Annotated in this window: 10 protein-coding genes and 1 riboswitch; of the genes, 6 read left to right on the forward strand and 4 right to left on the reverse strand. The window is 41.7% G+C overall.

What is annotated here, in order from left to right; genetic code table 11:
- Both ACFPU1_RS16405 and ACFPU1_RS16410 read left to right on the forward strand, forming a co-directional pair.
- Complete coding sequence (locus tag ACFPU1_RS16405; protein WP_385943012.1) at positions 1-1,170, forward strand: exonuclease SbcCD subunit D; 1,170 nt, start codon at positions 1-3, stop codon at positions 1,168-1,170.
- Positions 1,167-4,559 (forward strand): AAA family ATPase, encoded by a 3,393-nt coding sequence (locus ACFPU1_RS16410; protein WP_385943014.1) that lies wholly within the window; start codon positions 1,167-1,169, stop codon positions 4,557-4,559. Before ACFPU1_RS16405 ends, ACFPU1_RS16410 begins: the two co-directional genes overlap by 4 nt.
- A gap of 156 nt (positions 4,560-4,715) precedes the next feature.
- Here ACFPU1_RS16410 and ACFPU1_RS16415 read toward each other — a convergent pair whose 3' ends face one another.
- From ACFPU1_RS16415 to ACFPU1_RS16425, 3 genes are all read right to left on the reverse strand, one after another.
- Positions 4,716-4,886 carry a serine protease gene (locus ACFPU1_RS16415; RefSeq protein WP_385943016.1) on the reverse strand — a complete coding sequence of 57 codons (171 nt, stop codon included), beginning with the start codon at positions 4,884-4,886 and terminating at the stop codon, positions 4,716-4,718.
- 21 nt (positions 4,887-4,907) lie between these two features.
- On the reverse strand, positions 4,908-6,695 hold the full coding sequence (thiC, locus tag ACFPU1_RS16420) for a phosphomethylpyrimidine synthase ThiC (protein WP_385943018.1): 1,788 nt from the start codon (positions 6,693-6,695) through the stop codon (positions 4,908-4,910).
- Between the two features lie 131 nt (positions 6,696-6,826).
- A riboswitch (TPP riboswitch) is annotated at positions 6,827-6,942 on the reverse strand.
- 104 nt (positions 6,943-7,046) lie between these two features.
- The gene (locus ACFPU1_RS16425) at positions 7,047-7,265 is read right to left on the reverse strand and encodes a hypothetical protein (RefSeq protein ID WP_385943020.1); all 219 of its coding nucleotides are present in this window, start codon (positions 7,263-7,265) and stop codon (positions 7,047-7,049) included.
- 193 nt (positions 7,266-7,458) lie between these two features.
- On the opposite strand from ACFPU1_RS16425, the gene ACFPU1_RS16430 reads away from it, so the two are divergent.
- The 4 genes from ACFPU1_RS16430 (at position 7,459) to ACFPU1_RS16445 (ending at position 11,713) form a co-directional block, all read left to right on the forward strand.
- Positions 7,459-8,889: a spore germination protein gene (locus ACFPU1_RS16430; protein ID WP_385943022.1), complete on the forward strand. Its 1,431-nt coding sequence runs from the start codon at positions 7,459-7,461 to the stop codon at positions 8,887-8,889.
- Between the two features lie 10 nt (positions 8,890-8,899).
- A complete protein-coding gene (locus ACFPU1_RS16435) occupies positions 8,900-9,988 on the forward strand; it encodes a GerAB/ArcD/ProY family transporter (RefSeq protein ID WP_385943024.1) in 1,089 nt (362 codons plus the stop codon).
- Entirely contained in the window at positions 9,985-11,079 is a 1,095-nt protein-coding gene (locus ACFPU1_RS16440; RefSeq protein ID WP_385943026.1) for a Ger(x)C family spore germination protein, read from the forward strand. Before ACFPU1_RS16435 ends, ACFPU1_RS16440 begins: the two co-directional genes overlap by 4 nt.
- A 208-nt stretch (positions 11,080-11,287) precedes the next feature.
- Positions 11,288-11,713: a GNAT family N-acetyltransferase gene (locus tag ACFPU1_RS16445; RefSeq protein WP_385943028.1), complete on the forward strand. Its 426-nt coding sequence runs from the start codon at positions 11,288-11,290 to the stop codon at positions 11,711-11,713.
- A gap of 110 nt (positions 11,714-11,823) precedes the next feature.
- Here the strand turns inward: ACFPU1_RS16445 and ACFPU1_RS16450 are convergent, their stop codons facing one another.
- On the reverse strand, positions 11,824-11,967 hold the full coding sequence (locus ACFPU1_RS16450; RefSeq protein ID WP_385943030.1) for a hypothetical protein: 144 nt from the start codon (positions 11,965-11,967) through the stop codon (positions 11,824-11,826).
- Positions 11,968-12,221: the final 254 nt, after the last annotated feature.

A 12,221-nucleotide genomic window follows, 5' to 3' on the forward strand; every position in this document is an offset into this window, starting at 1 on the left:
ATGAGATTACTTCACACGGCTGACTGGCATCTTGGCAGAACGCTGGAAGGCAGAGACAGACTGGCAGAGCATGAGCAGTTTTTTGATGAGCTTGCTCTTATTGTAGAAGAAGAAAAAATCGATGCCATTTTAATGGCTGGAGATGTATTTGATTCTGTAAACCCGCCGGCAGCGGCGGAACAGCTATTTTATGAAAGTATGGCCCGCCTTTCAAACAAAGGGAAAAGACCTGTTGCCATCATAGCGGGAAACCATGACCACCCGGAGCGATTATCGGCAGCGAGAACACTGGCAAAGGAGCAGGCAATTTCTATTATTGGCTATCCGACAAAAGAAACAACGTATCTGGAGGTCCCTTCCTGCGGGGAACGTCTGCACCTTGCTTCCCTGCCTTACCCTTCAGAATCCCGGTTAAAGGAAAGCTTTGTTGAAGAAGGAGAAGAAGAAACGCTTCGGGAGGCTTATGATCATCGGATAAAACAGATTTTTGGTGAACTGACTAAGACATTCGACCCTAAAGATGTCAATATAGCAATGAGCCATATTTTTGTAGCCGGTGGATCGGCCACTGACTCAGAACGGCCCATTGAAGTAGGGGGAGCCTATACGATACGGGCAACAAGCTTGCCGGAAAATGTCCAGTATACAGCTCTAGGCCACCTTCATCGTCCTCAGAATGTGAAAAGGGCTCCTGGCAAAGCAAGGTATGCCGGTTCCCCTCTGGCCTTTAGTTTCTCTGAAGCAGGATACTCTAAATCAGTAACCATAATTGATGCAGAGCCAGGTGGAGAAGCAATGGTGAAAGAAGTACACCTTTCTTGCGGAAAACCATTAGTAAGATGGCGGGCAAAAGAAGGTCTCTCTCAAGTTCATCAGTGGATGAGTGAGAAAAGAGACAGCCAGAGCTGGATTGACCTTGAAGTACATTTGGAGCACACACCTTCTATGGAAGAAATACATCGTCTTCGCAAGGAGTACCCTGGAATTGTGACGATTCGCCCGATCTTTCCCGAGCAGAAGGCCACAAACGAACAAAAAAGGGACCAAGTGCCTATTGATCAGTTATTTTACAAATTTTATGAACGTCAGACGGGAGGAGCCCAGCCAGAAGAAGACTTAGTGAGGCTTTTTCTCGAATTAGTAAATGAGGAAGAAGAGGTGACATCATGAGGCCGATCTCGTTAACGGTCCAGGGTCTGCATAGTTTCAGAGAAAAGCAGACAGTGGATTTTCAGTACCTGTGCGAAGGAGGCGTATTTGGTATTTTCGGTCCGACAGGAAGCGGAAAATCTTCCTTGCTTGACGCCATGACACTTGCTCTTTACGGCAAGGTAGAAAGAGCTCCTAATAATACCCAGGGAATATTAAACCATGCCGAAGACAGCCTGGCTGTTTCCCTTACCTTTACACTTGGTCTGCGAACTTATAAAGCAGAGCGCTCTTTAAAAAGAACCGGCGACTCTCGATTACGGACAGCTACGTGCAGGCTTCTCGATCTTACGGAGGAACCAGTGGTTTTAGCAGACAAAGCCAATGAGGTAGGAAGGGAAATTGAAGATCTCCTTGGCTTATCCATTGAGGATTTTACCCGGGCGGTTGTTCTTCCCCAAGGAAAGTTTGCAGAATTTCTATCATTAAAAGGTACTGACCGCCGTCATATGCTCCAGCGCCTCTTTAACCTTGAAAAATACGGAGATGAATTAAACAGTAAAATTAAATCCAAGGCCATTCAAGTAAAAAATGAAATTGAGAAAATAGAGGCTGTCCAGCAAAGCCTGGGAGATGCTTCGGAAGATGCGGTAAAAGAAGCGGAAGAAAAAGTGAACCGTCTGTCCAAAGATTTGCAAATGAACAAAAATCTGCTTGAGAACCTTGAGACACGCCAGCTCGAAGAAAAAGAAATAATGGACCTCCAGACTAAAAAGGCCAAAGCAGAAGGGGAAATAGGAAACCTGACTGCCAAGAAAGATAACATTCAACATTTAGAAAAAAAATGTGAACTTTCTATACAGGCTGAAAAACTGGTTCCCTACGCAGAAGAAGTGCAGTCCTGGACAGAGAGCTTTAAAAAGTGGGAATGTGAAAGAGAAAAAAGGATAAAAGAAGTAAAATATGCTTCTGACCGTGAAAAAGAAGCAACAGAAATCTATGAAAAGGCCAAAGCTTCCTTAAAAGAAAAGCAGCCGCGCTTACAATCAAAGCATGTAGAACTCAGTCAGGCAAAAGAAACAGAAATGAAGCTTCTAAAAGAACAAGAGGCCTATGAAAGGCTCCAGCAAGAAAGTAAGTACCTTTTTGAGAAGCAAAGCAAGGCTCAGCTAAACTATCAAAAAGCAAAATCAGACCATAAGAAATATGTTGATGTTCAAAAGAGTATGAAAGAAGAACTAGCAGATCTGGAACCACAGCAGAGTGCCAAAAAAGAAATCTATCAGGCATATGAAGCTAGTCAAAAGGTTTTACAAATACAAAGCAGAGCATCAGAAGAAGAAGAAGAGCTAAAAAAGAGAAATAAATCGCTGAAAGAATTGGAAGAAAGGATTGAAAAACAATCCGCAAACTATAAAGATGCTGAGGACACGGGAAAAGAACGTTTTACTCAGATCTTTCGCTGGTATGAGAGAACTGCTCAAGAAGAGAGAAACATAGATTCTTTTCGAAAAGCTCTGCAAAAAGAAAAAGCCAGTCAGCAGGAAGAAATGGAGGCAAGAAGAGCAGAAGCGCTTGCTCATCAGCTTGTCAGCCAGTTGAAAGAAGGTGAGCCGTGTCCGGTATGCGGTTCCCGGGAACACCCCTCTCCTTCTAAGGAAGCACAACACGTCTCAGTTGACTTCAAGAATATCATCGAGAAGCTTAGCAGCTGGGAAGAAACAGCAGCACAGGCGAAATCAGAAATTGGGCAAAGAAAGTGGAAGCTGGAACAAATGTCAAGCCAGCTTACAGAAGGATTTTCTGCCGAGGTTGCTGCAGCAACAGAGGAAGAAGAAAGTGAAGAAAGTGAGGGTTTCCCTTCACTTGATGACAACAGGTGGGAGGAAAAAGCATCCTATAAACTTTCTTCCTTTAAGCAAGAAGGATTTACAATAGAACATTTAGAGTCTTTAGTAAAAGATGACATGAAACGGTTTACGGATATAACCAATGAGATAAACCAGCTTGAAGCGGAGAAAAAGTCCGAAGAAAAAGCCAGAAATGCTGCTCAGGAAAAAGTATCTGAGCTTCATGGAAATGCTGATAACGAAATGCAAAAGTGGGAGGAGCTGTACCCTTCCTTATCTTTTCATTCCATTAAAGAAGAAAAGAAAAAGGTGGAGGGACAGGAAGAGCAGGCAGTCATCCTTCGTCAGAGAATCGAAAAAAGCGGACCATTTATTGAAAGAAAAGAAGAAGAGATTGCCCAACTAGAAAACGAGCTTACTCAATGCCAGCTAAAGGAAGCGTCCTTAAAAGAAAAGCTATCCGGAAAAACAGAACTTATTCGCGAAATGAAAGGCTATATTTCTCACCTTGCCGGTACAAAAACCATAGATGTGCTACTCCAGGAAGTAAAAGCCGCTTTAACCGAGTTAGAAGAAAAAGAAGAGAGCAGTTTGAATGCTCTTAATAAAGCCAAAAGCCTGCTTCATCAGGCGGAGAATGAAAAAGCAGCAGCCGAGCAGGCATGTAAGGATGCAGAGCAGCGTTTAGCCGAGGCTTCTGCTAAATGGGAAGAGCATAGAAAACATACAAACTTTATATCAAAGGAAGAAGTAAGAGCAGCCGTGCTTGGCCAGGATAAACGAACAGAGTATGAAAACTACATTCAAGACTTTTATGAAAAAGAAAAACAGTTTCTTCATTTGATTAACGAGTATACAGAGCAGCTGGACAATCGGACAGTAAGTGAAGAACAGTTGGAGGAAACAGAAGAAAAAGTAAGTCAAACTAAGATCCTGGTAGACCAGCTTAGAGAACAATCTGGCGCTGCCCAGGAAGTGTTCCGTGATATTACAGAGAAACATAAGCGTTATAAGGAGTGCCAGAAGGAAATAGAAAAACTGGGCGAAACATTTTCGAAATACCAGAAATTAGAAAAAGTGTTTAAAGGGAAGGCATTTGTTGAATTTATTGCTGAAGAACAGCTGGAGCAGGTAAGCAAAGCAGCATCGGAGCGCCTTCATGTATTAACAAGAGGAAGGTATGCTATTGAAGTTGATTCTTCAGGAGGATTCGTGATAAGAGATGACAGCAATGGCGGGGTTAAGCGACCAGTATCTACTCTCTCAGGAGGGGAGACATTCCTCACGTCACTTGCTCTTGCCCTTTCTTTGTCCGCTTCTATCCAGCTAAGGGGCGAACACCCTCTTGAGTTTTTCTTTCTTGATGAAGGGTTTGGAACCTTGGATCAGGAGCTCCTTGAAACAGTCATTTCTGCTCTGGAAAAGCTTCAGGCTGATAAATTATCAGTCGGTGTCATTAGCCATGTGCCTGAACTGAAAGAGCGTCTTCCAAGAAAGCTTACAGTCACACCTGCTGAATCCGGCGGTAAAGGCAGTACTGTTTCTCTGGAATCCATGTAAGGTAACCGCCAGGTAAAATCTGCAAAATAACGTACTAAATAAGAGGGGGATCCAATCCGCCTCTTATTTAGTGTAGGTTGAAAAATAAATCTTACCAGCAAAATCACTTTCAATTGCCAGATGGCTGTCTGGCTTTGTTATCTAATGATTTGCTTTTTAATAATAAAGAACCTCGACTTTTCCACAGTGAGCACATCTTTTATAGTATTGATAATCAGTATACTGATGGAAGCAGCTTGCCTGGATTTCTGCTAAGGCATTTTCCAGCCTGGTCAGCTTTCCTTGCACCAGAGCAATCTCTCGCTTTATATTCTCTGCTTTGTTCATTTAATCACTCCTGTCCCTTCCCTACTGATAAAGGCTTCCGCCTGTTTCTTTAAATTGGTTTGCTTTCTCTTTCAGGCCTTTTTCTACAGCTTCAGCAGTTTCAAGGTCATGTTCAGAAGCATAACGCCGGATATCATGGGAAATACGCATACTGCAAAATTTAGGGCCGCACATGGAACAAAAATGAGCAGTTTTTGCACCTTCAGCTGGCAGGGTTTCATCATGATATTCAAGGGCACGGTCAGGGTCAAGAGAGAGGTTGAATTGATCTTTCCAGCGAAATTCAAACCGTGCTTTTGAAAGAGCATCATCCCTTATCTGGGCACCTGGGTGGCCTTTGGCAAGGTCTGCTGCATGGGCTGCAATTTTGTAAGTAATGACTCCTTCACGGACATCGTCTTTATTTGGCAGTCCTAAATGCTCTTTAGGAGTTACATAACAAAGCATAGCCGTTCCATACCATCCGATCATAGCAGCCCCGATAGCAGACGTAATATGGTCGTAGCCTGGAGCAATATCAGTAGTCAGCGGCCCTAAAGTGTAAAAGGGTGCTTCGTCACAAAGGGCAATCTGTTTATCCATATTTTCTTTAATTAAGTGCATAGGTACATGACCCGGGCCTTCCACCATTACTTGAACCTCATGCTTCCAGGCAAGTTTCGTTAGTTCACCAAGAGTTTCCAGTTCTGCAAACTGGGCCTCATCATTAGCATCGGCTATTGAGCCTGGACGAAGCCCATCCCCTAATGAAAAAGATATATCATAAGCTTTCATAATCTCACAAATGTCTTCAAAATGGGTGTACAGGAAATTTTCTTTATGATGAGACAAGCACCACTGAGCCATAATAGAACCACCTCGTGATACGATCCCTGTCAGGCGGCTGGCAGTTAAGGGAACGTATCGAAGCAGAACGCCTGCATGAATGGTGAAATAATCCACACCCTGCTCAGCTTGTTCAATAAGAGTATCCCGGTAAATCTCCCAAGTAAGGTTCTCAGCTACTCCATCCACTTTTTCGAGTGCCTGATAAAGAGGAACGGTGCCGACGGGAACGCATGAGTTTCGAATGATCCATTCTCTTGTTGTATGTATATCCTTTCCAGTTGATAAGTCCATGATGGTATCCGCTCCCCATTTGGTGGCCCAGGTCATTTTTTCAACTTCCTTATTAATGGAAGAAGACACTGCAGAGTTACCTATATTAGCATTTATTTTGACGTGAAAGTTTCTGCCGATAATCATGGGCTCTGTTTCCGGGTGGTTAATATTTGCTGGAATAATAGCTCTTCCCTCGGCTACTTCCTTTCGGACAAATTCTGGATCCATCTGTTCCCGTATAGCGATAAATTCCATTTCAGGGGTTATGATACCTTTTTTAGCGTAATGAAGCTGGGTTACATTTTTTCCTTCCTTAGCTTTTAGAGGATTTCGGGTAAGTCCGGGAAAAACTTTCTCAGCGCGGGGATCGGAAATATCTTTATAGCCGTTATCCTCGGCTTTCAATTTCCGGCCTTTGTATTCTACGGTATCTTTTCGTTCATTAATCCAATTGTGGCGAATTGGTGTGAGTCCCGCTGTAACATCAGCTTGATAGGAAGGGTCTGTGTATGGTCCGCTTGTATCGTACACACGGACAGGTTTGTTTTTTTCTTCCCCGACTGTGCCAGTAGTGGGGGAAAGTCCGATTTCTCTCATTGGAACTTGAATGTCTTTTCTTGAACCTTGAATGTAGACTTTTTTACTGCCTGTAAAGCTCGACATGATAGACACATTCTGCTCTTGCAATGAAGATGATGGGGTTGTCATAAAAAATCTCTCCTTGTTAAAAATTAATGGAAAGGACGAGATCAGGAGAAAACAGGCGGGATAACACAAAAAAGCCGGTTCCTAAAATAGGGGACCGGCTTTGTATGCAGAAGTTGATAGTGAAAATCAATAGCTGTCAATCTAAACTTCCCCACGCTGGTATGAACCAGATCAGGTCCGAAGGGTCAAGAAACCTCATCGCGTTTCTCTCTCAGCCTGCGCTTTGCAGACACCCCTAGTTTGCAATATTCCATTTGTTATTCATTATAAGGAGAGATGACATAAAAAGAAAGGAATAATTCCATATTTCTGAAAACAGTGAAAAAGACATCGTCAAATAGAACTGCTTTTTTAGTGCGGTGTAAGTTCCTTTTTAACCTTTCGTACGACACCGACTACTTCAAAGTCCTTGCTTGACAAGGTATCTTTCTGCCTGCAGGAAGAACAAGTGACATGTTGATCCATTTTTTCTGCACGGAATTCTTTATTACAATTATTACATTTCACGATATGGGGTTCATGAGTGTCTCCTACACAATCAAAACGGATTACTTCTGTTGCATCAGTCATGAGGCTATTCCTCCCCTGTGTTTTTTTACCTACCTACTTCCCCGGTTCAAATATAATTAATCCTAAAAATGCAATAGAGTAAGGCATTATTCTCTAAAAAGAGTAAGGTTTCTTTAAATTGAATATTCATGGCTATTTACATAAATTGTGCCAATATGTGCAAAGTAAATAAAAACGGGGGAGGTGTGTGTAATTGAAAAAAGCTTCTCTGTTAGATGAGCAGGTAGAAATAGTAAAAAAGGGTCTGAATGATACAGATGATTTGATGTGCCTGTCCTTGCCTTATTTTCATACTGAACTGTCTGTCATGTTTCTTGAAACAAGAGTGAAACGAGTTGAATTTGAGAAGCAAGTACTTGACCATCTTAAGCCAGAAACTAAAATAGCAGACGTAAAAGCAAAGATAGCTAAAACTGAATGGGCGCAAACAAAAGACTTATCTTATATTATTACAAGAATTGCAGAGGGCTACGGAGCAGTGATCATAGAAGGGGAGGACAAAGCCCTCTTATTTGATGTAAGCCAGACACCTGAACGAGATGTGGAAGAACCGGTAAACGAGCAGGTTATTCGTGGGTCCCACGCCGGATTTGTAGAATCATTAGATACAAACTTAAACCTTTTGCGTGTCGTCATCAAAAACCCGGATTTGACTGTGAAATTCTATAAAATTGGAGAACGAACCGGCACTAAAGTGGCGATAGTCTATATTAATGGTTTAGCCAAAGAGGAGTTGTTAACTGAACTGGCCGAGAGGATCACTTCCATAAAAGCAGATGCCGTTAATGCTCCCAGTTTTACTGAGGAGTTTATTGAGGATGAAGCTTTTACGCCGTTTCCTCAATTTTTAAACACAGAAAGAATAGACAGAGTAACTGGAAATCTTCTTGAGGGAAGAGTGGCTGTTATGAGCGACGGAAGTCCCACCGCCTTGATCTGTCCGACTACCTTTTGGGCTTTTTATCAATCTCCGGATGATTATAATAGCCGCTGGATGATGGGGACGTCTTTTCGTTTGCTGCGTTTGTTAAGCTTTTTAATTTCTGTTTCCTTGCCTGCTCTCTACATTTCGATCGTCTCCTTTCACTTTGAAGTGATACCTGAAGGGATGACGCTTATGATTAAGGAGTCCATTGACCAGATTCCATACCCTCCCTTGATTGAAGCTTTTATCATGGAAATCACCATAGAATTGATTCGGGAGGCGGGGATCAGGCTTCCCAGCCCGGTGGGACAGACCATCGGCATCGTAGGCGGACTTGTTATTGGAGACGCGGTGGTTAATGCAGGCTTTGTATCCAATGTGATGATTATTGTTGTAGCAATTACGGCCATTGCCTCTTTTGTCGTCCCAAACAATGAAATGAGTATGTCAGTGAGGGTTCTTCGCTTTCCCTTAATGCTTGCTGCAGCTGCCTTTGGATTAATTGGTATTGTGTTTGGCCTAACTCTCATCTTGATCCACATGTGCGGGTTAAGATCCTTTGGTACGCCCTATTTATCACCGCTTGCCCCTTTATCATTCACTGAGTTGAAGGATAGCGTCATTCGCGGGCCGTTATGGAAAATGAACACTAGACCTTTTGGCAGTCAGGCTCTTGATAAAACGAGACAGGGCAAATGAGGGAGCGATTATGAAAATATTATCACCTTCCGAGATTACTCCTTTTCAACTGTTTTTTATTATTATTCAAACACAAATCGGTGTGAATATTCTTTCCCTCGCCTATACGGTATCAGATGAAGCAGGATGGAACGGGTGGATAGCCATTCCGTTAGGCGGGTTATTTACCGCTATAATAATGATTGTCATTTGGGCCGTTTATAAGAGACAGCGGTCGTCGTTATTTGAGATGGCTCCTTATCTGATTGGCAAAGTACCTGGAGCATTCTTAAATACATTGTATACCTTGTTTTTTTTAGGCATAGCTGCTGTTGCACTTGTTTTATATGCAGAGGTCATAACAAAATGGATATTTCATCATACACCAGTCTGGGCTGTGCTCCTCATTATGGTCATTAAAGCGGTGTACCTTGTGCAAAAGGATGTACAGGTAATGGCTCAGTTTTATGTAATTATATCTGGGGCTCTGATTATATTAATTGCTGCGATTTGTGTAGGGCTTTTTGATGCAAACATTAATTATATCCGTCCTTTCGGGCAGAATTTGGACTTGCCTTCTTTATATCATGGGATGAAGTCATCTATTCTGGCCATTGTCGGCTTTGAACTTGTTCTTATCTTTTTTGCTCTGACTAAGGGGACGATGAAGCAAAAGTTAAAGGCCTCACTTGCCGCAAATGTATTTGTTACTGTGCTTTACACTATGTCAGCAGTTATTCCTATGATGTTTTTTAGTCCAAAGGAAATAGAGATCGTTCCTGAACCCGTTGTATACATGCTTAAAGCCTACAGTACACCGGTATTTGAAAGGATTGACCTTGTTTTTTTAGCTATTTGGATCGTCTTTGTTTTAACCTCCTATTCCACTTATGTGTTTTTAGCTTCCAAAGGTGTAACCACTCTTTTTCCAGCCATGAAATACAAAACAGCAGTTTTAGTTGTTGCTTTGTTGTCGTATTTACTGGCGCTTATACCTAGGAACCAGCTTTTCATCGATATGGTAACGGAGTGGGCCGGTAATATAAGCTTTCTCTTTATCGCAGGCTTTCCTATTTTTTTATACATCTTCAGCCTCCTGAGAAAAAGGAGGCCGGCATGAAACGAGGTTTGATTTGCTTCATTATACTCCTTGCTGTGACTGGGTGTTGGGATCAGCGACTGTTGAAAGATTACACGCTAGTAAAAGCGATCAGCATTGATATTACTGAAGATAAAAGGTACATTACTACGGTTTCTGCTCCACTTCCGGGAGGAGAGGGAGAGGGTGACCAGGTTGTTTCTACAGAAGGATATACGATGGGTGAAAATAAAATATTATTAAACCGAAAAATGCCTGAGCAGGTAGATGACAGTAAGCTTAAGGTTCTTCTTCTTGGAGAAGGAGCAGTAGACGAAGATATCTTTCCTTATTTAGATCGATTTTACCGGAATCCCCAAAGCGCCTTAGATGCCCGGGTAGCCGTCGTCAAAGATAAAGCACAAAAAGCATTGTTTTTTTCAAATAAACATAAGCCAGAAACCCCTGATTACATTAGTGAGTTAATGGAAAGCGGAGAAGTTACCACTCTGATACCAAAACTAAATATTCAATTTATTTGTCCATTACTCTTTGATGAGGGGCACGACCTTCTTCTTCCTTCGCTTAGAGTAACGGCAGAGGATATCGAAATTGACGGCTTAACGATGTTTAATGGAAGAAAAAAGGCTGGAGAGTTAACTTCTGAGGAGAGCACATTGTTTCTGATGTGGAATAACCAGACGGGAAAGGAAGCGGAATTTACTTTTAAAGTGGGGGACCAAAATGAAAGGAACCTTAATTTTATTCATGTTTCTGTCATGGAAATGACAAGAGATCTTGACGTGGAGGTGGATGATTCCACGCAAGAAGTCGAAGTTTTTATGAATATGGAACTGATGGTAAATGTAGATGAGTATCCTCCAGACGACTTGCTTGAAAGAGAAGTAACAGCTTCCTTAAACCAGCTGATGGAACAACAACTCGAAGAACAAAGCAAAGAACTCTTTGATAAAATGAAAGAAGTTAACTGCGATGGACTAGGAATTGGAAGGAAAATAATAGCAAACGATTATAGTTTTTGGGAATCGGTTGAGTGGTCAGAAACCTTTCCAAAGGTCAATTTTCATCCGGAGGTAAATGTAGAAATTGAACAGACAGGCATTGTGAATTGATGTATACCTTTGTTTTAGGTTGGTGGACTGCGGGAGCCTTTGCTTTCTTCCTCCTCGGGAATAAGCAATCGCCGGGCTCACGGCTCATGCTATTCCGAAAGCATCTCCCGCTTTATCCGCAACAACATGATTTATAAAAAATCAACATTGGCCTTTAATGGAATCTTTTACTAAAATGAAAGGTATTATAATCTTCAGGAGGAATAGCATGAGTAAGGAATTCAAAATCAGAACATTTACTATAAACGACTATGAGGAAGTGTATGAGCTCTGGGAGCATGCAGAAGGTGTAGTGTTAGGAAGCTCTGATACGAAAGAAAGGATTCATAAGTATTTAATAAGAAATCCTGATTTAAGTGTCGTTGCGTCAGAAGGAGGAAGAATTATCGGAGCTCTGTTGGCAGGGCATGATGGCAGAAGAGGTTATCTGCATCATTTAGCTGTTCATCCAGATTGGCAAAGAAATGGATTAGGTAAATCTTTAACAGAAGAGGCTCTTAAAAGGTTAAGAGAAGATGAGATAGAAAAATGCCATGTGTTCGTACTTAATGATAATGAGAAATCAGACAAATTTTGTGAGTCGATAGGGTTTTCAAAGCAGACTCACTTTCATGTGAACTCTATTAATCTTTGAATGCCGAATGGCAATTCTATCTGTACTTTAGAAAAATGGCGAATGGCTGGCGGCTTCATATTGTCTTGCTTTTTATGGGCAAGGAGGTCTATACGGGCGTAAGAAATTGTTCAAAGCAGATGAACTTCCACTGTAACCATGTGCAAAATAATATGATTTCTTACTACAGCATGGTGTGGCAAGCCGTCTTTACAATGGCAGCTCATCATTTCCCAATTATTATTTACAATATAAAGCTGGCATATAGTCTTCATGATAAACTCTTCAATCCATATTTATATTCTATATAATAGAAGTGATTTTTTTATTAACAAATAGTATAAATTACCAGCCGAACTTGTATTGTGTTTTGTTCCGCAGGATGATATATTTAATAGCTTGCCGCAGAAAGACATCAACAAGGCAAGAAACACAAAAATGTTATTGACACTATATTGCGAAGGTGTTATGATAGTTAAGTCGCCAAAAAACGGCGAACAAGTTGTCCTTTGAAAATCGAATGAAAGTC

Origin of the sequence: Thalassorhabdus alkalitolerans, assembly GCF_042656525.1 — a bacterium.
GTDB classification, from domain to species: domain Bacteria; phylum Bacillota; class Bacilli; order Bacillales; family Marinococcaceae; genus Thalassorhabdus; species Thalassorhabdus alkalitolerans.